The sequence below is a fragment of the Mycobacterium sp. SM3041 genome (assembly GCF_039668335.1).
Taxonomy (GTDB): domain Bacteria; phylum Actinomycetota; class Actinomycetes; order Mycobacteriales; family Mycobacteriaceae; genus Mycobacterium.
Genome location: NZ_JAYXBQ010000080.1, coordinates 59,824 through 80,838, shown reverse-complemented (window position 1 = coordinate 80,838; position 21,015 = coordinate 59,824). Strand labels below are relative to the sequence as shown.

20 protein-coding genes are annotated in these 21,015 nt (G+C 68.4%); 10 read left to right on the top strand and 10 right to left on the bottom strand.

The features are described from left to right. The first annotated feature begins 50 nt into the window (after window positions 1-50). Complete coding sequence (locus VXD91_RS29055; protein ID WP_346417014.1) at window positions 51-1,307, top strand: HNH endonuclease signature motif containing protein; 1,257 nt, start codon at window positions 51-53, stop codon at window positions 1,305-1,307. On the opposite strand, the gene VXD91_RS29050 is transcribed toward VXD91_RS29055, so the two are convergent. The 5 genes from VXD91_RS29050 to VXD91_RS29030 form a co-directional block, all read right to left on the bottom strand. Further along, window positions 1,304-1,852: a hypothetical protein gene (locus VXD91_RS29050; protein ID WP_346417013.1), complete on the bottom strand. Its 549-nt coding sequence runs from the start codon at window positions 1,850-1,852 to the stop codon at window positions 1,304-1,306. The two genes, VXD91_RS29055 and VXD91_RS29050, sit on opposite strands and share 4 nt — an antisense overlap. A gap of 33 nt (window positions 1,853-1,885) precedes the next feature. Next, on the bottom strand, window positions 1,886-6,379 hold the full coding sequence (locus tag VXD91_RS29045) for an ATP-dependent helicase (RefSeq protein ID WP_346417012.1): 4,494 nt from the start codon (window positions 6,377-6,379) through the stop codon (window positions 1,886-1,888). Window positions 6,380-6,470: 91 nt separating this feature from the next. Beyond that, window positions 6,471-7,259 carry an SDR family oxidoreductase gene (locus VXD91_RS29040; RefSeq protein WP_346417011.1) on the bottom strand — a complete coding sequence of 263 codons (789 nt, stop codon included), beginning with the start codon at window positions 7,257-7,259 and terminating at the stop codon, window positions 6,471-6,473. 15 nt (window positions 7,260-7,274) lie between these two features. Next, window positions 7,275-8,762, bottom strand: a complete 1,488-nt coding sequence (locus VXD91_RS29035; protein WP_346417048.1) for an aldehyde dehydrogenase family protein — start codon at window positions 8,760-8,762, stop codon at window positions 7,275-7,277. 59 nt (window positions 8,763-8,821) lie between these two features. Then, window positions 8,822-10,021 (bottom strand): VOC family protein, encoded by a 1,200-nt coding sequence (locus VXD91_RS29030; RefSeq protein ID WP_346417010.1) that lies wholly within the window; start codon window positions 10,019-10,021, stop codon window positions 8,822-8,824. Window positions 10,022-10,048: 27 nt separating this feature from the next. Between VXD91_RS29030 and VXD91_RS29025 the strand changes: the two genes are divergently transcribed. Next, a complete protein-coding gene (locus VXD91_RS29025) occupies window positions 10,049-10,510 on the top strand; it encodes an Lrp/AsnC family transcriptional regulator (RefSeq protein WP_133426946.1) in 462 nt (153 codons plus the stop codon). 49 nt (window positions 10,511-10,559) lie between these two features. Next, window positions 10,560-11,891, top strand: a complete 1,332-nt coding sequence (gene lat, locus VXD91_RS29020) for an L-lysine 6-transaminase (protein WP_318986412.1) — start codon at window positions 10,560-10,562, stop codon at window positions 11,889-11,891. Here lat and VXD91_RS29015 read toward each other — a convergent pair. Beyond that, window positions 11,877-12,407: a restriction endonuclease gene (locus tag VXD91_RS29015; RefSeq protein WP_318986449.1), complete on the bottom strand. Its 531-nt coding sequence runs from the start codon at window positions 12,405-12,407 to the stop codon at window positions 11,877-11,879. The two genes, lat and VXD91_RS29015, sit on opposite strands and share 15 nt — an antisense overlap. Window positions 12,408-12,495: 88 nt before the next feature. On the opposite strand from VXD91_RS29015, the gene VXD91_RS29010 reads away from it, so the two are divergent. The 4 genes from VXD91_RS29010 (at window position 12,496) to VXD91_RS28995 (ending at window position 14,135) form a co-directional block, all read left to right on the top strand. Continuing rightward, window positions 12,496-12,927: a hypothetical protein gene (locus VXD91_RS29010; protein ID WP_346417009.1), complete on the top strand. Its 432-nt coding sequence runs from the start codon at window positions 12,496-12,498 to the stop codon at window positions 12,925-12,927. Between the two features lie 65 nt (window positions 12,928-12,992). After that, complete coding sequence (locus VXD91_RS29005) at window positions 12,993-13,424, top strand: SRPBCC family protein (RefSeq protein WP_318986414.1); 432 nt, start codon at window positions 12,993-12,995, stop codon at window positions 13,422-13,424. An 11-nt stretch (window positions 13,425-13,435) separates the two neighbouring features. Continuing rightward, entirely contained in the window at window positions 13,436-13,747 is a 312-nt protein-coding gene (locus tag VXD91_RS29000; RefSeq protein ID WP_318986450.1) for a metalloregulator ArsR/SmtB family transcription factor, read from the top strand. A 37-nt stretch (window positions 13,748-13,784) separates the two neighbouring features. Further along, window positions 13,785-14,135: a hypothetical protein gene (locus tag VXD91_RS28995; protein WP_318986415.1), complete on the top strand. Its 351-nt coding sequence runs from the start codon at window positions 13,785-13,787 to the stop codon at window positions 14,133-14,135. A gap of 10 nt (window positions 14,136-14,145) precedes the next feature. Here the strand turns inward: VXD91_RS28995 and VXD91_RS28990 are convergent, their stop codons facing one another. Both VXD91_RS28990 and VXD91_RS28985 read right to left on the bottom strand, forming a co-directional pair. After that, window positions 14,146-14,463, bottom strand: a complete 318-nt coding sequence (locus tag VXD91_RS28990; RefSeq protein WP_318986416.1) for a hypothetical protein — start codon at window positions 14,461-14,463, stop codon at window positions 14,146-14,148. 78 nt (window positions 14,464-14,541) lie between these two features. Beyond that, window positions 14,542-16,341 carry an acetyl/propionyl/methylcrotonyl-CoA carboxylase subunit alpha gene (locus VXD91_RS28985; RefSeq protein WP_318986417.1) on the bottom strand — a complete coding sequence of 600 codons (1,800 nt, stop codon included), beginning with the start codon at window positions 16,339-16,341 and terminating at the stop codon, window positions 14,542-14,544. 180 nt (window positions 16,342-16,521) lie between these two features. Between VXD91_RS28985 and VXD91_RS28980 the strand changes: the two genes are divergently transcribed. After that, on the top strand, window positions 16,522-17,253 hold the full coding sequence (locus VXD91_RS28980) for an acyltransferase (protein WP_318986418.1): 732 nt from the start codon (window positions 16,522-16,524) through the stop codon (window positions 17,251-17,253). Between the two features lie 15 nt (window positions 17,254-17,268). On the opposite strand, the gene VXD91_RS28975 is transcribed toward VXD91_RS28980, so the two are convergent. Together VXD91_RS28975 and VXD91_RS28970 are read right to left on the bottom strand one after the other, a co-directional pair. After that, window positions 17,269-17,682, bottom strand: a complete 414-nt coding sequence (locus VXD91_RS28975) for a SufE family protein (RefSeq protein ID WP_346417008.1) — start codon at window positions 17,680-17,682, stop codon at window positions 17,269-17,271. 2 nt (window positions 17,683-17,684) lie between these two features. Beyond that, window positions 17,685-18,575, bottom strand: a complete 891-nt coding sequence (locus VXD91_RS28970; protein ID WP_064858492.1) for a sulfurtransferase — start codon at window positions 18,573-18,575, stop codon at window positions 17,685-17,687. 123 nt (window positions 18,576-18,698) lie between these two features. On the opposite strand from VXD91_RS28970, the gene VXD91_RS28965 reads away from it, so the two are divergent. Beyond that, window positions 18,699-20,042, top strand: coding sequence for a nucleotide sugar dehydrogenase (locus tag VXD91_RS28965; protein ID WP_318986420.1), 1,344 nt, complete (start codon window positions 18,699-18,701; stop codon window positions 20,040-20,042). Next, window positions 20,035-21,015 carry an SDR family NAD(P)-dependent oxidoreductase gene (locus VXD91_RS28960; protein WP_318986421.1) on the top strand — a complete coding sequence of 327 codons (981 nt, stop codon included), beginning with the start codon at window positions 20,035-20,037 and terminating at the stop codon, window positions 21,013-21,015. The genes VXD91_RS28965 and VXD91_RS28960 overlap by 8 nt, the downstream gene beginning before the upstream one ends.

Below are 21,015 nucleotides of genomic sequence, written 5' to 3'. Positions count from 1 at the left end.
CCAGCGGCTGGGTGCGAATTTTTGTCGTACCCTTCTGGTTTGATGGTGTCATGTCCAGCACCGCAACGGCTTTCGATGTTGAGTCGTCGCCGTGTGAGCGGATGGATGCGTACTTCGCGGAGATCGGTGAGCTGACCGGTCAGCGCAACGCGATCGACGCGCGGCTGGTGCAGATTGCCGCCGAGATCGACCGGGACGGGCTCTGGGGTGCCACCGGTGCCCGGTCGATGGCGTCGTTGATGGCGTGGAAAACCGGTGTCTCGCCGCGTAATGCGGAAGTGATGATGGCGGTGGCGCACCGGCTCGAGGAGTTCCCGCGCTGCGCGGAGGCGATGCGGGCGGGCCGGTTGTCGCTGGATCAGGTCGGGGTGGTCGCCGAGCATGCCGGCGAGGGTTCTGATGAGCATTACGCGCAGTTCGCCGAATCCGCCACGGTCACCCAACTGCGCACGGCGGTGAAACTCGAGCCCCGGCCGGAGCCGGAGCCGAAGTCCGAACCGGAGCGGTCGATCTCCAAGACCAGCCACGACGACGGCTCGGTCACCTACAAGATTCGGCTACCGAAGCTGGAGGCGGCGAAGTTCGATGCGGCGCTGGCCTCACATCAGGATGCGTTGGTCGCGGACTGGAAGCGCGACCACGAGGACACCGAAGGGCAAGTGGCGGAGCAGGTGCCGCCGTTCCCGAATCAGGTGGATGCGTTCATGAGCGTGGTGGAGGCCGGCTGGGACACCGACGTGGCACGGCGGCCGCATGGGCAGCGCACCACCGTCGTCGTGCATATGGACCTCGAACAGCGCACGGCCGCCTTGCATCTGGGGTCGGTGCTCACCGAGGAGGAACGCCAACTGCTGTTGTGCGATGCGACGTGCGAGGTGTGGCTCGAAAAGCACGGGCAGCTGTTCGGGGCCGGGCGCAGCACCCGCACCATCAGTCGCCGGTTGCGCCGCGCGCTGGAGCACCGGGACCCGTGCTGCCGGGTCCCCGGGTGCGGGGCCACCCGGGGTTTGCACGCCCATCACATCATTCACTGGGAGAACGGCGGGGAAACCGAGCTGCACAACCTGGTGCTGGTGTGCCCGTACCATCACCGGCTGCACCACCAGCGGGTCATCACGATCACCGGGCCGGCCGACCGACTCGTCGTCACCGACGCCGCGGGTCGCCCACTCGACGGCGGATCCCTGGCCCGGCCACCCACCACGGCCCGCGCTGATGTGCCGCCCTGCCCCGGTCCGACCGGGGAGCGCGCCCAATGGTGGTGGTACCAACCCTTCGAACCACCACCCGCACCCTCGACCAGCTAGGGCAGCAGCGGCAGCCGCCACAGCGGTGCGCCGGGTTCGAGGAACCACAGCCGCGTCGCGGTCAGACGCAGAATCCGGATGGCGCCGGTCATCATGAGCACCGCCAGTGGCAGCTCGATCAACACCGCGGTGAGCAACGGCACCGTCGAGTCGTGGCCGAAATCGGACGTCATGACGTCGAACCAGGCATCACAGACCAACAGCACCCCCGTCGTGAACGCGGTGAGCAGCACGAGTTGACGACGCAACCAGCCCAGCACCGCGGTCGTGGCCATGAACGCGACGAGGAGACCGTCGAAACCGATCCAGGTCGCCGGCCAGTTGTGCGCCGTGTAGTTGTCCGGAAGCGTGAATCCGAGATAGACGACCCACGGGATCAGCACGATGCAGCTGCCGGTCATCACCGTCAGCCGGATGCGCCGCATCCTCCTCGCCAGCGCGGGCGGGAACACTTCATCCAGTGGACGCTGCAAGCGCATGATCAGGTCGTGCCGCTGCGCCGGCGTCATCGCGGCGATGGCGGCGTCTGACAACCCACTTTCCATGCGGTCGATACTGCCGAACGTCTTGCCGGAGGCCTAGCGCAGCCGCAGCCCTCGCGGCGTTCGGGAGAAACCGGCGTCGGCAAGCGCGGCGTGGACCTCGGCCTGCGCCGCGTCGGGGGTAGGGGCCAATACCGGCTCCCCGTTGACCTTCTCGATCAATAGCGACTGCAGCCGACCGGTGCTCACCAGCTCCGCCAGCGCACCGGCCGCCGCGCGTTGTTGTTCCGGGGTGGCGCCGAACGACAACAACGATTTTCCGCCGCGCTCCAGGAACCACACCAACTCGCCGTCGACCAATGCGACCAGCGCACCCGCCTTGCGGCCCGGCCGGTGGCCGGCTGCCTCGGGCCAGGGGAGCGCGACGCCGTAGGGATTTCCCGGGTCCGTGGCGGCGAGCACGATGGCGGTGTAGTCGGGGCTGCTCTGGTCGACGTTGTCGAGATAGTTGCGCAGCCGGTCCACCGTCGAGGCCACCGCGAACTGTGCGCCACCGAGGGATTCGATGAAATACCCGCGCTGGCAGCGTCCGGCCTCCTCGAAAGCGGTCAGCACTTTGTAGAGGGTGGCGAAGCCGCCGGGCAGACCGTCGGCCGCGCCACGCGTGACGACGCCATAGCGGTTGAGGAGCAGCTCGGCCTGAAAGTGTGCCCGTGTCGTGGATTCCGGCTCAGCGGGTGGCAGGGCCGACCACCGGCCGGCGACAGTGGGATCGACGGTGCGGGCCTGCGGCCGGGCGACGCTGTACCGGCTGAGCCGGGGCGGACGCTGCTGCCGCTGCCGGTGCGATCCACCGGGTTTGCGTCCCGCGTTGCCGAGGAGCGCCCGTACCGGCGCGAAGGTGTCGCCGGTGACCCAGCCGGCCCAGATCAGTTCCCACAGCGCCTGTTTCGCATCGGTGCTGTCCTCTGCGGCCAGCTGCCGGAAGAAGTAGGCGCCGCCATTACTCAGCGTGTCCAGCAGCTCGCGGTGCGCGTCGGTGAACTCGATCTCGGTGCCCGGCGCCAGTGACAGCGGCGCGGTGTCGGCTCGATGGAAGACGACCCAGCCGTCGTTGGCGCCGATCTGGCCGGCGCCCGACCAGGTGACCTCACCGGAGGCCAGCAGTTCGTCGAGCACCGCCGGCTGATAGTCCGTCACCCGCTGGCCGAACACCAGCGGCTCGACCGCGGACGCCGGAATCGGCACGCCCGCAAGCTGTTCGATGACCGACGCCAGGCCGTCGATGCCGCGGGCATCACCGAACTGCTGCCAGGCCGGCAGAAACCGGGCGTACGCGGCGGTGCTCACGGGTTCGATCTGGGCCCGCAGCGCGGCCAGCGACCGGCGCCGCAGAATCTTCAGCACCGTGGCGTCACACCACTGCTGGTCGACGCTGTCCGGCAGATCGGTGAACTCACCGCGAATGAGCTTGCCGTCCAGCACCATCCGACTCAGGGCATCAGCGGTCACCCGGTGACCGAGACCGAACCGGGCGGCGGCCTGCGTCGTCGTGAACGGCCCGTTGGTCCTGGCGTAGCGGCCGAGCAGTTCACCCAGCGGGTCGGTCACGGTGGCGGTGAAACTGGCCGGCACGCCGACCGGCACCGCGACACCGAGGCCGTCGCGCAACAGGCCCATGTCTTCGACGGCGGCCCACCAGCTCTGGCCGGCGAAGGTCACCGATACGGCGCGTTTGGCAGCTTGCAGGGTGGCGCACCAGGCCTCGACATCGCTTGCGGTGCAACGCTGCCGGAGTTCCTCGGTGGTGAGCGGACCGAGCAGTCGCAGGAGGTCGGCGATGCACTCGGCGTCGCGGGCGGCCCGGTCTTCGGTCAGATGCTGCAGCTGGCGGATGGTCGACGCCACCACGTCCGGGTCGAGCAGTTCGCGCAGTTCGACGCGGCCCAGGAGCTCGGCCAGGAGGGTGGCGTCCAACGACAGTGCGGCAGCCCGCCGTTCGGCGAGTGGACTGTCGCCCTCGTACATGAACGCACCGACGTAACCGAACAGCAGCGACGCGGCGAACGGCGACGGCGTGGCGGTCTGCACGTCGAGCACCCGGATCCGGCGTTGCGCGACGCGGCGCATCAACTCGATGAGCATCGGGACGTCGTACACGTCCTGCAGACACTCGCGCACCGTCTCCAGCACGATCGGGAAATCCGGGTACTTGCGGGCGATGTCGAGCAGCTGCGCGGCGCGCTGCCGCTGATGCCACAGCGGCGACCGCTTGCCGGGATGGCGCCGCGGCAGCAGCAGCGCCCGTGCCGCGCATTCACGGAAACGCGACGCGAACAGTGCCGACCCGCCGACCTCAGCGGTGACGATGGGCTCGATCTCGTCGGCCTCGAAGACGAAAATGTCTGCGCCGGGCGGGTTTTCCCCGGTATCGGGCAGCCGCAGCACGATGCCGTCGTCGGATGCGGTGGGCTTCTCGTCGATGCCGTACCGCTCCATGATGCGTCGGCCGACCGCCAGCGCCAGCGGCCCGTGCACCCGCAGCCCGTAGGGGGAGTGCAGGACGATCCGCCAGTCGCCGAGCTCGTCGCGGAACCGTTCCACCACGAACGTGGTGTCGGTGGGCACCGTACCGGTGGCCTGCCGCTGCTCGTCGAGCAGCTGCCACAAGTTGTCGGTGGCGTAGCCGTTGAAACCCATTGTGCTGCAGTAGTCGTCGAACTCGGTGCGAGGCAGTCCGGCGAGCTTCCCGGTGAAGGCGCCGATCGCCGCACCCAGCTCGGCGGGACGGCCGACGGCGTCGCCGCGCCAGAACGGCAACCGCGCGGGCTGGCCCGGCGCGGGCAGCACCAGCACCCGGTCATGGGTGATCTCGGTGATCCGCCAGCTGGTGGCGCCCAGGGAGATGACGTCGCCGGGCCGCGACTCGTAGACCATCTCCTCATCGAGTTCACCTACCCGCGAGGGCTTTTCGTCACCCGTGGCCAGGTAGACGGTGAACATGCCGCGGTCCGGGATCGCCCCGCCGGACGTGACCGCCAGCCGTTGCGCGCCCGGCCGGGCGGTCAGGGTGCCGGTGTCGCGGTCGTAGACCAGACGCGGCCGCAGCTCGGCGAACTCGGTGGACGGGTACTTGCCGGCCAGCAGGTCGAGCGTCGCTTCGAAGGCGGTGCGCGGCAGGGCGGCGAACGGTGCACTGCGGCGGACGGCCTCGAACCAGCGGTCGGCATCGAGGGGCTCAAGAGCCGCCGCCGCGACGGTGTGCTGGGCCAGCACGTCGAGGGGATTGGTGGGCACCTGCAGGGTCTCGATCTCGCCCGCGCGCATCCGCTGCACGGTGACGGCGCAGTCGATCAGGTCGGTGCGGTGCTTGGGCAGCAGCACACCCTCGGAGATTTCACCGACCTGGTGGCCGGCGCGGCCGATGCGCTGCAGACCACTGGCCACCGAAGGTGGCGCCTCGACCTGGATGACCAGGTCGACGGCGCCCATGTCGATACCGAGTTCCAGGCTGGACGTGGCGACGACGGCTTTGAGCCGGCCGCTCTTGAGATCCTCTTCGACCTGCGCCCGGGCCTCCTTGCTGACCGAGCCGTGGTGGGCCTTGGCCAGCAGGCTCGGCGCGCCGAAGGTCTGCCCGCTGCCCATGAGGTTGGCGGGCGCGCCGCCACCGACCTGCGGATTGCGTTCATTGGGCAGTTCGATGCCCGAGCGGGCGGCGTGAATCTCGTTGAGCCGCGCGGTGAGCCGTTCGGCCAGGCGCCGGGAGTTGGCAAACACCAGCGACGAATTGTGTGACTCGATCAGGTCGACGATGCGTTCCTCGACATCGGGCCAGATGGTGCCGCCGTCGAGGTTGGCCATGTCCGGCACCGGTACTTCGACGCTCAGGTCGAAGGTCTTGGCGGCCGGCGGTTTGACGATGCTGGTGGGGGCCGCTCCCGACAGGAACCGGGCGACCTCCTCGGGTGGCTTGACGGTCGCGGACAGGCCGATCCGCTGAGCGGGCTTGTCGAGCAGCTCGTCGAGACGTTCCAGCGACAGGGCCAGGTGCGCGCCGCGCTTGGTGGCGGCGACGGCGTGTACCTCGTCGACGATGACGGTCCGCACCGTCGCCAGCGTCTCGCGGGCTGCCGACGTCAGCATGAGGAACAGCGACTCGGGCGTGGTGATCAGGATGTCCGGCGGCGTCGCGATCAGCTGGCGCCGCTGCGCCGGCGAGGTGTCACCCGACCGCACCCCGACGGTGATGCTGGGCGCAGGTGCGCCCACGCGCCCGGCGACCCGCGTGATGCCGGTGAGCGGCGTGGACAGGTTGCGCTCGACGTCGACCGCGAGCGCCTTCAGCGGCGAGACGTAGAGGACTTTTGTGCCCTTGGCGCCGTTGGTGTTGGTGGGCTCCTGCGCCAGCTGGTCGATGGCCCAGAGGAACGCCGCCAACGTCTTGCCGGACCCGGTCGGGGCGATGACCAGCGTGTTGTGGCCGTCGGCGATGGCCTGCCAGGCCTGCTCCTGGGCCGGGGTGGGCGTGCTGAAGGCAGCCGCGAACCACTCCCGGGTCAGGTCACTGAACCTGTCGAGTGGATTCACGTGTCCATACTGCCCGGCGGGTCTGACATGCCTGAGGGATTTGTGCACGAAAATCCGCGGTCAGCGCGGAAAATCGTGCACAAATCGCAGGTCAGAGGGTCCGCTGGTAGCGCCGCATGCCGGCGATCCAGCGGTCGTAGTCGGCGCCCTTGTGGCGGTACATCTCCAGCACCTCGGGGTGCGGAAGGACCAGGAACGTGCCGTCCTCGATGGCCTTGACCACCAGGGCGGCGACGTGATCGGGCCCGACGACGTTGCCCGCGTGGGTCACGGCATTGCCGGCCACCCGGATCGCGGAATCGGGGGAGTCCGTCATGCCGCGCAGCAGGGGCGTGTCGACACCCATCGGGCAGACGCAGCTGACGCCGATGCCCTGGTCGCCGTACGTGATGGTCAGCCACTCCGCGAACCCGACGGCGGCGTGCTTGGTGACGCTGTACCCGGCCGCGCCGAGCTGGGTGAGCAGGCCGGCGGCGGAGGCGACAGCGACGAAATGCCCGCCGCCGCGCTCGACCCATTCCGGCACAACGGATTTCGCGGCGCGGATGTGCGCGCGCAGGTTGATGTCGATGATGCGGTCCCAGGCGGCTTCGTCGTCGCCCAGTCCTGGTTCGCCGGTGATGCCGGCGTTGGCGACGTAGATGTCGACGGGCCCGTACGCATCGCGTGCGGCGTCGAGCAGTGTCGCGATGCCGTCGACCGACGACGCGTCAGCGCCGATGCCGACACCGCCGTAGCCCGCGGCCGTCTCGGCGGCGGCCTCGGCATTGATGTCGCCGGCCACGACCGATGCGCCCGCGGCCGCCAGCGCCGTCGCGATGGACCTGCCGATGCCCGAGCCCGCTCCGGTGACGACGGCCACCGCACCTTCGATCTTCACGGGCTCATGTCTACCTCAGCCGAACTGCACGCCTTGAGCCAGCGGCAGTTCCGAGGAGTAGTTGACGGTGTTGGTGGCCCGGCGCATGTAGGCCTTCCAGGAATCGGAACCGGATTCGCGGCCGCCGCCGGTCTGCTTCTCGCCACCGAACGCGCCGCCGATCTCCGCGCCGGAGGTGCCGATGTTGACGTTGGCGATGCCGCAGTCCGACCCGTCGGCGGCCATGAAGCGTTCGGCCTCCCGGATGTCGGTGGTGAAGATGGCCGACGAAAGGCCTTGGGGAACAGCATTGTTGAGAGCGATGGCCTCGTCGAGGGTGTCGTACGCCAGCACGTACAGGATCGGCGCGAACGTCTCCTGGTGCACGATGGCCGTCTGCCCGGGCATCCGGACCACCGCAGGCGTGACGTAGTAGGAGCTGGGGTGCAGCTGGACGCGTTCGCCACCGGTGACCTCGCCGCCTTCGGCCTGCGCCTGTTCCAGCGCGCCCACCATGTCGCGGTACGACCGCTCGTGGATCAGTGGCCCGATCAGCGTTCCCTCGGCAGACGGGTCACCGACGGGCAGGCTCTGATACGCGGTGACAATGCGCTGCACCAACGTCTCCACCACGCTGTGGTGCGCGATGACGCGGCGCAGCGTGGTGCACCGCTGGCCTGCGGTGCCGGCGGCGGCGAACACGATGCCGCGCACCGCGAGATCGAGATCGGCCGACGGCGTGACGATGGTCGCGTTGTTGCCGCCGAGTTCCAGCAGCACCTTGCCGAACCGCTGGGCCACCCGCGGGCCGATCTCCTGACCCATCCGCACTGATCCCGTCGCACTCAGCAGCGCGACACGGGGGTCGTCCACCAGCTGTTCGCCGATGTCACGGCCGCCCAGCACCAACCGGCCGACATGCGCGGGTGCGCCGACGTCGGCCGCGGCGCGCTCGAGCAGCGCCTGGCAGGCGACGGCGGTCAGTGGGGTGAGCTCGGAGGGCTTCCACACCACGGTGTCGCCGCACACCAGCGCGATGGCGGCGTTCCAGGCCCAGACCGCGACGGGGAAATTGAACGCCGTGATGACGCCGACGACCCCCAGCGGATGCCAGTTCTCCATGAGCCGGTGGCCGGGCCGCTCCGAGGCGATGGTGCGCCCGTACAGCTGGCGCGAGAGACCGACCGCGAACTGGCAGACGTCGATCATCTCCTGCACTTCGCCGAGGGCCTCGGAGGTGATCTTGCCGGCCTCGATGGTCACCAGCGTGCCCAGATCGGCCTTGTGCTCGACGAGCAGCTCACCCAGCCGGGCCACGAGCGCGCCGCGCACCGGCGCCGGGGTGGTGCGCCACGTGGAAAAGGCCTGCGCCGCTTCGGCGATCGCCGCATCCGTATCGGCGGAGGTGCTCTCCGGAATGGTGAAGAGCACTTCGCCGGTGATGGGCGTGCTGGCGTGCAAGCCGTGGTCGCCGGGCTCACCCAGTGTGACGTGGGCACCGACGGCCTGCAGCGCGGTACGCACGCGGTCGCGGAGTTGATCGGCAGTCGGGAGGAGATTCTGCACTTGCGGTTGAAGGGGAGTCATGATGCCGCTTTCTCGTAGAGGTCGTACGGGTCATGGATGTGATGGCCGATGGCACCGGCCATCCAGTCGAGGCTGTAGTCGGAGTGGTCGTCGGCGGCTGCCGGCTGCGCATCCCGGTCCAGGTTCGACCGGAAGATACCGGCCGCGGAGGCCGGCAGGAAGTCCTCGTAGACAACGGGTTTCGTGGGGTCGCCGCCGCGGTAGTAGGCCAGGCCCTGTGTCGCCATCTCGGCGTCGGTGGCGGGAAAGTACCTGTCCCAGTACTCCTGGTCGGCCATCGCGGCGTCGTAGCGCTCCCGGCCGGCGCGGGTCAGCGCCACTCCGCGGGCCTCGACCTCACCGAAGCGCACCCGCAGACTCCCGTCGAACACCGTGCCGTCGGGGTTGCGGAACGTGCGTGGCTCGGCCAGGGCCCGAAACGAGGTCTGCCGCAACAGGACCTGCGGTCCGTCCGTGCGGGGCGGGCCTTGGATCGCGTCGATCATGGTGATGCCGCGGGCCGTCATGCGCCGGTACAGCTCGTCGATGTCGAGTACGCGCGGCGTCAGGTGGTTGATGTGCGTCGTGGCCACGCCGGCGATGTCCGCGGCGACGGCCGAGACCTCACTGAGTTCGTCGTACCAGGCCTTGTCGATCGGCGTGCGGGACAACGCGAAAGCGGCAGTACAGCGGCGGACGAAATCGTCGGCATCATGGTCCGGGCAGCCGTCGGCGGCGATCCGGCGGGCCTGGGCGATCAGCGCCGGGTCGAACAGCCGGCGTTGCCCGAGGAACCGCTGCACCCGGGCGCGCAGATCGGGGGAGAAGAAGCGGGCGTCCTCGGTGGCCAGCATCGAGGTGAACACCCGAAACGGGTTGCGGTCCAGCTCTTCTGCGTCGATGGGACGGAACGCGGTGGAGACCACGGGCACCGGTGAGGCGGCCTCGCGCAGGTCGTAGAAGCCGACGGGGTACATGCCGAAGGCTGCGAAAAGGGCTGCGGCATCGGCGAGTTCGGCGGGGCTGCCAACGCGGATCGCGCCGTGGCGTTCGGCGGTGACGCGCTCGAGGGAACCGAGCCGGCCGTCGGTGGCGCAGTCGCGGTTCACGGCCGTGCTGACCTCGACCAGCGTGGTGTACGCCGGAACCTCGGTGCCGTACATGCGCGACAGTGCGGCGGCGAACGCGGCGCGCAGCTCCCAGGTCTGGACCGTCATGGCACGACCTGCGGGTAGTCTCCGGCCATGGCCGAAGCCGAGCAGCTAGACGATGTCGACCGAATCCTGGTGCGGGAGCTGATGGCCGACGGCCGCGCGACGCTGGCACACCTCGCGACGGCGGCGGGACTGTCGGTGTCGGCGGTGCAGTCGCGCGTGCGCAGGCTCGAATCCCGCGGAGTGATCACCGGATACACGGCGCGGATCAACCCCGAGGCCGTCGGCCACATGCTGTCGGCGTTCGTTGCGATCACCCCACTCGATCCTTCCCAACCTGATGATGCCCCGGCGCGGCTGCAACCCTTCCCCGAAATCGAGTCCTGCCATTCGGTGGCCGGCGAGGAGAGTTACGTCCTGCTGGTGCGGGTCGCCTCGGCGCGGGCGCTGGAGGGCCTGCTGCAGCGGATCCGCACGGTCGCCAACGTTCGCACGCGAAGCACCATCATCTTACAGACTTTTTACGATGATCAGGTGTCACTACCGGAATAGTTCCTGTCGGATGGCGGGCAAGCTGTAAATATTGCGTTAGAATGGCGCCATGACCGCTGTTCTGACTTCTGGTGACGGGCTGTCGGCGAGCAGCGCCCGCGACGTGCGCGACGTGCTGGGGCGCAGCATCCTGACCGACGGCCTGGATCTCGTGCTCGATCTGGACCGGTCGGGTGGCTCGTATCTCGTCGACGCCCGTGACGGCACCCGGTACCTCGACATGTTCACGTTCTTCGCGTCGTCGGCGCTGGGGATGAACCATCCGGCGCTCACCGATGCGGCCTTCCGCGCCGAACTGGCGCAGGCGGCGGTGAACAAGCCGAGCAACTCCGACGTGTACAGCGTGCCGATGGCGCGCTTCGTGCAGACGTTCGCGCGGGTGCTCGGCGACCCGGCGCTGCCGCACCTGTTCTTCGTCGACGGTGGGGCGCTGGCCGTGGAGAACGCGCTGAAGGTGGCGTTCGACTGGAAGAGCCGCCTCAACGAGTCGCGCGGCATCGACCCGGCGCTGGGCACCCGGGTACTACATCTGCGCGGCGCGTTCCATGGCCGCAGTGGCTACACCATGTCGCTGACCAACACCGACCCCAACAAGGTCGCCCGTTTCCCGAAGTTCGACTGGCCGCGTATCGATGCCCCGGTGGTGACGCCGGACGCGGATATCGTTGCGCTGGAACGTGAATCGCTGCGCCAGGCCAGGGCGGCCTTCGAGGCGTACCCGCACGACATCGCCTGCTTCATCGCCGAGCCGATCCAGGGTGAGGGTGGCGACCGGCACATGCGTCCCGAGTTCTTCGCGGCGATGCGGGAGTTGTGCGTCGAGTACGACGCGCTGCTGATCTTCGACGAGGTGCAGACGGGCGTCGGGATGACCGGAACCCCTTGGGCCTACCAGCAATTGGGCGTCACACCCGACGTCGTGGCGTTCGGGAAGAAGGCCCAGGTGTGTGGTGTGATGGCCGGTGGTCGCGTCGATGACGTCCCCGACAACGTCTTCCGCGTCAGTTCACGGATCAACTCCACCTGGGGCGGCAACCTGACCGACATGGTGCGGGCCCGCCGCATCCTCGAGGTCATCGAGGCCGATGGGCTGATCGACAACGCCGTGCGCATGGGCTGGTACCTGGTGGGGCAATTGCGCTGCCTGGCAAGCGAATTCCCGGCGCTGGTACTCAATCCGCGCGGGCGTGGGTTGATGTGTGCGTTCAGCATGCCGTCGGCTGCGCAGCGCGACGAGGTGATCAGGCGGCTGTGGCAGCACCATGTCATCCTGCTGGCCAGCGGCACCGACTCCGTGCGGTTCCGGCCGGCGCTGACGGTGTCGCGGACCGAGATCGATGAAGCGGTTCAGGCGGTGCGGGACGTGCTAGCGGCGCTCTAGGACCTGCTGCCGGATCAGTCCGCGCAGCCGGGTCAGCTCGCTGCCGCTGACGAGAGTGCAGTCGTGCAACTCGGCCAATTTCCGTGCGGCCGGGGTGAAGTCGTTGTTGGTGACCACCATGGTGTGCGCGCAGTCCTGCATGGGTGCGCCGGCGACGACCTCCTGGACGGCGCCGGGGCCGACGGGCCGGGACAGCCGCTTGCATTGGATGGCAAGGCGATTGGGCCGCGTCCCGACGATGAGGTCGACGCCCCAGTCTCCCGACAGCTCGGTCATGATGACGGGGACGCCGCAGGACCGGGCGATCCGGGCGACGTAGTCCTCGAATTCGGTGCCGGACATGTCGTGCACGGGATCTTCGTGGCGGCTCGGGGTGCGCATCCCGGTGATGACGTGCGGAACGGCGGCGAGGAGCAGCGGCACGCCGACGGCCACGCCCAGCGCCGGTTCCCAGGTCCAGCCGTGCAGATACGCCGCGCCGCCCGAGAACAGCCCGGCCGCGCCCAAGAGTTTCATCCGCACGCCAGGCATCGTAGGGCCAACCCCTGACAGGTCTTTACAGAACGGCACCTGTTTACTACCGTGCGTAGTAGAGGTGATCCGAATGACTGGTGAATCCAGGAATTGGCAACGTAACTTCGATTGGGCCGCAGGCTTTTTGGCTGTCGCGCTGCTGCTGCACGGCGCTGATCACATGCGGCGGGGGATGAACGTCGTCCCACCGGCGGTGATGGTGGGCGGCACGCTGCAGCTGATTCTCGCGGCGGTCACGATCACGTTGGTGTTCAAGCGGAACCGGTGGGCACCGCTCGCGGCGGTCGGTATCGGCTATGCCGGCGCGGTGGGATTCACTGCGGCACATCTGCTTCCGAAGTGGGGATTCTTCAGCGACAGCTTCATCAATGCGCCGCCGTGGGCGCGCGTGACGGCGTTCTCGTGGGTCACCGCGATTCTGGAGATCGCGGCCAACCTGGTGTTCGGCACCATCGGCCTGATGCTGGTGCGAGAGCGGCGCGCGACCGCAAGTGCAATCTGAGGGTTGCAGTACGGGCTGGCGTGTGCAACTCTGGAGTTGCACATCACGTCGCTCGAAGGGGAATCATGGACACGCTGGACATCACCCGCAGCATCGACATCAACGCGCCGATCCAGCGGGTCTGGGATGCTCTGACGAAAGCCGAGCTCATCGCGCAATGGTTCGGTGACGCAGCCGAACTCGAGCCGATCCCCGGCGGCACCGGGTTCTTCGGCTGGAACGCCCACGGCAAGTTCCGGGTCGTCGTCGAGAGTGCCGAGGCGCCGCACACGCTGGTCTATCGGTGGGCGCACCGCGAAGCCGACGCCGACCCGACCCCGGAAAACTCCACGGTCGTCCGCTTCGACCTCACCGAGATCGACGGCGGCACCCGGCTCGATCTGCGCGAGACGGGTTTCGAGAACCTGGCCGATCCGCAGACCGCGCACTCCGAGAACAGCGGCGGCTGGACCGCCGAACTCGACGACCTGGTGGCGTACCTGCAGGCGGCGGTGTGACCGACACCCACATGCCGGCGGTGCTGGCGGTGCTCGCCGACGAGACCCGGTGGCGCATCCTGACCGAGCTGGGCGCCGACGACCTGTCGGCGAGCGCGCTGGCCGGCCGGTTGCCCGTGAGTCGGCAGGCCATCGCCAAGCACCTGTCGGTGCTGGCCGATGCGGGGCTGGTCGAGCCCGTCAAAGTGGGGCGGGAGATTCGCTACCGGGCGCTGGGCGCCAAGCTCAGCGCCCTGGGCAGTGAGCTGGAAACCCTTGGCAGGCAATGGGATCGGCGTCTTGCCGCGATCAAGCGGATCGCCGAGGGCCCACTGGCGCCCTGAGGCCACCAGGCGCATACTGGGGTTGGCGGTGATAGTGATGCTCAGCCCGACAACCGATCGCTTCCGCGACGACGATCCCAGCGTGCATCAGGCCGCGCGATTCGGTCTGGTGATGGGGAGCGTCGGCGTCGGATTCATGGTGCTGGCGGCCGTCTGGGTCCGGCACTGCCACGGTTACGACACCGCCGCGTGCAGCATGCCGTACCGCACCGTCCTGGCGCTGGCAGGCCCGCTGTTCCTGTTCGGCAGCGGGGTGTGGGCCTTCGTGCGCACCTACCGGGCGTGGCGCGGCGACAAGGTCTGGTGGGCCTGGCAGGGCGCCGGGTGGTTCCTGTTGCTGCTGATGGCCATCGTGTTGACGATGAGCCTGCCGGTGCTGCTGTTCTGACCGTGACGTGTCAGCCCAGCATCGCGGCCGCGAAGCGGCGCACGGATTCGACGCCCGTCGCGGCGGCGTCGTCGAACCCCTCGCGGGTGCGTACGGAAATCTCCCGCGTGGCGGGGTCCAAGGTGATCTCGGCCAGCAGCTCGCCGGTCGTCGGCTCGCAGACCGCCCACGAGTACAGCGTGTCGGATTCCCATTGCGCCGTACGGGTTTCGACGTGATCGGGGGAGTGCTCACCCAAGTCCGCGAGTGACGGCCGGTCATCCATGCGGTCGTCGGCACGCAGGGCGCGCAGGTACCAGGCTCCGGCGTTGATTTCGATGGGTTCCATGACGCTCCTCAAATGCAACTCAGGGCTGCGATCCGCGGTGGATCGCAGCCCTGAGTCGTAAAACCAGCGGACTGGAAACTAGTCCTTCAGCTCGGCGATGACGGTGCCCTGCGTGATGGCGGCGCCGGCCTCGACCGACAGGCCGGTCACGGTGCCGTCCTTGTGCGCGGTCACCGGGTTCTCCATCTTCATGGCCTCCAGCACCACGATCAGATCACCCGCGGAGACCTGCTGGCCCTCCTCGACGGCGACCTTCACGACGGTGCCCTGCATCGGCGCGGTGACCGAGTCGCCCGAGGCGGCCTTGCCGCCGGCGGCGCCACGCTTACGCGGCTTCGGCTTCTTCTTGATGACGCCGGTGGCCGCGCCACCACCGCCACCACCGATGGCCAGATCGCCGGGCAGCGACACCTCGACGCGACGGCCACCGACCTCGACGACGACCTTCTGACGCGGCGCGGCGTCTTCGTCGTCCAGCGCCTCGCCACCGGTGAACGGCTCGACCGTGTTGTTCCACTCGGTCTCGATCCAGCGGGTGTGCACGTCGAACTTGTCGCCGTCACCGATGAAGGCCGGGTCGGAGACCACGGCGCGGTGGAACGGGATGACCGTGGCCAGACCCTCGACGTTGAACTCCGCCAGCGCACGACGCGAGCGGGCCAGGGCCTCTTCGCGGGTGGCGCCGGTGACGATCAGCTTGGCCAGCATCGAGTCGAACTGACCGCCGATGACCGAGCCGGACTCCACACCCGAGTCCATGCGGACGCCGGGGCCGGTCGGCGCCTCGAACTTGGTGACCGGGCCGGGGGCCGGCAGGAAGCCGCGACCGGCGTCCTCGCCGTTGATGCGGAACTCGAACGAGTGGCCGCGCGGGGCCGGGTCCTCGGTGATGTCCAGGGCCTCGCCGTTGGCGATCTTGAACTGCTGCAGCACCAGGTCGATGCCCGAGGTCTCCTCGGTGACCGGGTGTTCCACCTGCAGACGGGTGTTGACCTCGAGGAACGAGATCAGGCCGTCCTGGCCGACCAGGTACTCGACGGTGCCCGCACCGTAGTAGCCGGCTTCCTTGCAGATGCGCTTGGCCGACTCGTGGATTTCCTTGCGCTGCGCGTCGGACAGGAACGGCGCGGGGGCCTCCTCGACGAGCTTCTGGAAGCGGCGCTGCAGCGAGCAGTCGCGGGTACCGGCGACGACGACGTTGCCGTGGGTGTCGGCGATGACCTGGGCCTCGACGTGGCGCGGCTTGTCCAGGTAGCGCTCGACGAAGCACTCACCACGGCCGAAGGCGGCGACGGCCTCACGGGTGGCCGAGTCGAACAGCTCGGGGATCTCCTCGAGGGTGCGGGCGACCTTCATGCCGCGGCCGCCACCACCGAAGGCGGCCTTGATGGCGATCGGCAGGCCGTGCTCCTTGGCGAAGGCCAGGATTTCGTCGGCGTCCTTGACCGGGTCCGGGGTACCCGGCACCAGCGGCGCGTTGGCCTTGGCGGCGATGTGGCGCGCGGTGACCTTGTCACCGAGGTCGCGGATGGACTGCGGGCTCGGCCCGATCCAGATCAGCCCGGCGTCGAGGACGGCCTGGGCGAAGTCGGCGTTCTCGGACAGGAAGCCGTAGCCCGGGTGGATGGCGTTGGCGCCGGACTTGGCGGCGGCGTCGAGGATCTTGTCGAAGACGAGGTAGGACTCGGCCGAGGTCTGGCCACCCAGGGCGAAGGCCTCGTCGGCCAGCCGCACGTGCGGCGCGTCGGCGTCCGGCTCGGCGTAAACGGCGACGCTGGCCAGTCCGGCGTCCTTGGCAGCCCGGATGACCCGGACGGCAATCTCTCCACGGTTGGCGACTAGCACCTTGGAGATCTTGGAACTGGCGTGGTTGGCCACAGTGCCTCCTGACGGCGGTTCTCTAAGAAATGTCTTTAAGAATGTATCGCGTGCAGTGTAAGGCCTAACCGGCGGATCCCCACTTCGGGATACGCGGGCGCCGGGACGTTTCCTTAGAGATTGCCCAATCGACCCACTTGACCCGCGCTTTCTCACCGAACATCTGCTTGGGTGATACTGGTGCCGCACCGGACCCGCCGGGGAGCCACGAGTAAGGGGACACCGTTGTTCGTCGAGCCGCAGGCCTCAGACCCCGAATTGATCGCGCGCAAGCGGGCGGTCAACCCGAACGTCCGCATCCCACCGAAGATGCAGTGGGTGACCGACGAGGACGGCAACATCCTCAAGCACGAGCTGCCGGGCGAGACGCTGTGGCACCGAATCCGGGACACCTACGCCGCGCTGTTCTACAGCTCGATCGTCACCCACATCCCGTTCCACTTCATCCGGCTGGGCTACCTCCGGCTGTTCGGGGCGAAGATCGGCAAGGGCACCGCGATCAACCGCGGCACCAGCGTCTGGTCCATTCCGTACCTGGTGATCGGCGACCGGGTGTCCATCGGCTTCCGCTGCCTGCTGGACGCGCGCGCGGGCATCGCGATCGGCAACGACGTCGTCATCGCCAGCGACACGCACATCATCGCCGGCGGTCACGACATCAATCACCCGAACTTCGTGCCGGCACCCAACCCCCCGGACCCCATCGTGATCGACGACCACGTGTGGATCGCGACGCGCGCCATGATCCTGCCGTGCCTGCTCGGCCGCGGCGCTGTGGTGGCCGCACACACCGTCGTCAACAAAGAGGTGCCGCCGTTCGGCATCGTCGGCGGCGTGCCCGGCAAGATCATCGGCCAGCGCAACCCGGACGCGCTGCACTACAGCGGCAAGTTCAAGCTGCCGTTCTTCTGAGCCGTACCCGGCGGGCTATGCCGCTTCGCGCAGGCGGCGCTTGATGCGCGTCAGCATCGCCGACATGCCGCGCAGGCGCAGCGGGCTGATCAGCTTGGCCAGCCCGAGGTCGGCGTAGAAATCGTCGGGCACCGCCAGGATGTCGGCCGCCGGCAGGCCGTCCAGGCCCGCCGCGAGGATGGCCGCGAAACCACGCGTCGTCGGGGCCTCGGCCGGTGCGCTGAAGTACAGCCGCACATGCTCGGGGTCGCCGGCGTCGACGTGCAGGAACAACGGCGACTGGCACTCGGGCACCGGCTCCATGGCGGCTTCCTCGAGCGACGGCGGGAGTGCCGGCAACTCGTTGGCGAACTCCAGCAGCAGCGCCAGCTTGTCCTGCCCCTGCATCTCGGAGAACTCCGACACGACCTCGGCCAGAGCCGCGGGCATGGTCACGAAGGTGCGTCCCCCGGTTCCTCACCGACCGCGACGGGCACCCGCACGGCGTTGCCCCACTCGGTCCAGGAACCGTCGTAGTTGCGGACGGCGGGCAGGCCGATCAGGTGCGTCAGCACGAACCAGGTGTGGCTGGAGCGCTCGCCGATGCGGCAGTAGGCGACGGCCTTGTCGTCGGGGGAGATGAAGCCGTACAGCTCGTCGAGTTCGGCGCGGCTGCGGAACCGGCCGCTGTCGTCGACGGCCTTTGCCCACGGGATGGACCGCGCGGTGGGGATGTGGCCGCCGCGCAGCGCACCCTCCTCCGGGTAGTCGGGCATGTGGGTGCGCTCGCCGGTGTACTCCTGCGGCGAGCGGACGTCGATCAGCGGCTCTTTGCCGAGGATCGCGAGGACGTCGTCCTTGAAGGCGCGGATCGGAGCGTCGTTGCGCTCGACCACCGGGTACCCGGTGGTCTGCTTGCTCGGGACGTCCAGGGTGGTGTCGCGGCCGTTGGTGATCCACAGGTCGCGGCCCCCGTCGAGGAGGCGGACGTCCGGGTGCCCGAAGAGCGTGAACACCCACAGCGCGTAGGCCGCCCACCAGTTGCTCTTGTCGCCGTAGATCACCACGGTGTCGTCGCGGCTGATGCCCTTGCGATCCATCAGCGCGGCGAACTGTGCGCCGTCGATGTAATCGCGGACATGCGGGTCATTGAGGTCGGTATGCCAGTCGATCTTGACGGCGCCGGGGATGTGGCCGGTGTCGTACAGCAGGACGTCTTCGTCGGATTCGACGATGGCCAAACCGGGGCGTCCGATGTTGCCTGACAGCCAGTCGGCGGTCACCAGGCGATCGGGATGCGCATAGGTGGCGAAAGCGGGATGTGGGTCTGCGGGCAGCGGCACACTGTGAGCGTACCTAGGCCCGAAATGCGCCGCCGACCCGTAAGGTCGAAACTTGTTTGCGCGACAACCGCTGCGGTATGACATCAGCCGTCTCCCACAGGGCTGACCGGAGGGATTGAGGATTTGCCAGAGAAATACGACGTCGGAATCATCGGCCTGGGATATGTGGGCCTGACGCTGGCCACCGTGCTGGCCGAGGCCGGCAACTCCGTCATCGGAATCGAGACCCGTCAGGAATTGGTCGATATGACCAATCAGGGTTTGCCGCATTTCACCGAGACCGGCCTGCCCGACGCCCTCGAGGGCGTCACCCGATTCGGGAAACTGAAGGCCGTCACCGCATTTGACGACAGCTTCTCGTGCGATACGTACATCATCACCGTCGGCACCCCGCTGTCGGCGGACGGTGTCGCACGCGTCGACATGATCGAGGCCGCGGCCCGTGACATCGCCGGAAACATGCAGGACGGCGCGCTCGTCATCCTGCGGTCGACGGTCAAGGTCGGCACCACCCGCGACGTGGTCGCGCCGATGCTGGCCGCCAGCGGCAAGAGCTTCGACATCGCGATGTGCCCCGAGCGCACCCTGGAAGGCAAGGCGCTGCAGGAATTGCGCGAGCTGCCGCAGATCGTCGGTGCCGACGACCCGGCGGTCGCCGACCGGGCCGCCGCGGTATTCCGGAAACTCACCAGCTCGATCGTGCTGGTCTCCGATATCGAGACCGCCGAGATCATCAAATTGGTGAGCAACACCTTCCGCGATGTTCAGTTCGCGTTTGCCAACGAAGTCGCCCGCATTTGCGACGCATTCGGTGTCAGCGCCTACGAGGTGATCTCGGCGGGCAAACTCGGATACAACCGCACCAATATCCCGTTGCCGGGTCTGGTCGGTGGGCCGTGCCTGGAGAAGGACCCGCACATCCTGATGGAGAGCGTCCGCGAACGCGGCGTCACGCTGGACATCACCGCCGCCGGCCGCCTGGTCAACGAGCGCCAGCCCGCCGAGACGGTGCGCTTCATCAGCAGCGAGATCGCCCGCCGGAAGCTGGGCGCCGAAGGGCCGCTGAAGATCAACCTGCTGGGCATGGCGTTCAAGGGCCAGCCCGAGACCAGCGACCTGCGTGGGTCGATGTCGATCAAGGTGTTCAATGAGCTGAAGGCCGCGCACCCGGATGCCGAGATCGGCGTGTACGACCCGGTGACGCCGAATGACGTTCTGGCCGAAGCCTTCCCGGGCCACAAGGTGTACAACCGGTTCGGTGACGCGGTGAGTGGCGCGGACGTCGTCGTCCTCGGCAACAACCACCCGTCGCTGGGCACCATCTCGCCGCGCACCATCAGCGAGTTCATCAGCCCCGACGGCTTCGTCTTCGACTACTGGAACCACTACAGCCACCTGCCGCCCACCGAGCTGGGCGACAGCTACTTCGCCGTGGGCCGCAGCGGAAAGGTCGTCGAGCGTGTCTGAGAAGGTCGTGGTCACCGGTGGTGGCGGATTCATCGGCGCCTACCTGGTCAAGCGGCTGGTGCGGGACGGCTGGCAGGTCGCGGTCGTGGACTCCATGGTCCGCGGCGATGCCAGCCGATTCGCCGAAGTCGCTTCGGACGTCGAGCTTTTCACGTGTGACGTCCGCGATCAGGACGCCCTCGAGAAGGCGTTCGCCGGTGCCGAGGTGGTCATGCACCTCGCCGCCATCAACGGCACCGAGAACTTCTACAAGCAACCGGAACTGGTGCTCGACGTCGGCCTGCGCGGCGCGCTCGCGGTGACCAACGCCGGCCGCGCGGCGGGGGTGCCGGACCTCATCGTCGCCTCGACCGCCGAGGTCTACCAGACGCCGGCGATCATCCCGACGCCCGAGACCATCCCGCTGATGCTGCCGGACAGCCTCAACCCCCGGTACTCGTACGGCGGCGGCAAGATCGTCAGCGAGCTGATCGCCTTCAACTACGGGCAGGACCACTACCGGCAGGTGCAGGTCTTCCGGCCGCACAACGTGTTCGGGCCCAACATGGGGTGGAAGCACGTCGAGCCCCAGTTCATCCTGCGGGCGCTGGGCTGCCAGGAGGCCGGTGACCCGACCTTCCCGATCCAGGGTGACGGCAGTGAGACGCGTTCGTTCTGCTACGTCGACGACATCGTCCAGGGCATCTTGACGATGTACGAAAAGGGCGGTCACCGCGAGGTCTACCACATCGGCAGCGACGAGGAACTCAGCGTCCGCGAGCTGGCGGAGCGCATCGGCCGGGCCGTCGGCGTCGAGCTGGAGATCAAGCCCGGCGAGTTGCAGGCCGGCGGCACGCCGCGCCGGTGCCCCGACATCTCGAAGATGCGGGCGCTGGGCTGGTCGCCGCAGGTGGCCCTCGACGACGGTCTGGCGCGCACCGTGGCGTGGTACCGCGAGCACCGAAATGACGTGCCCGCAAACGACCTGATGTAG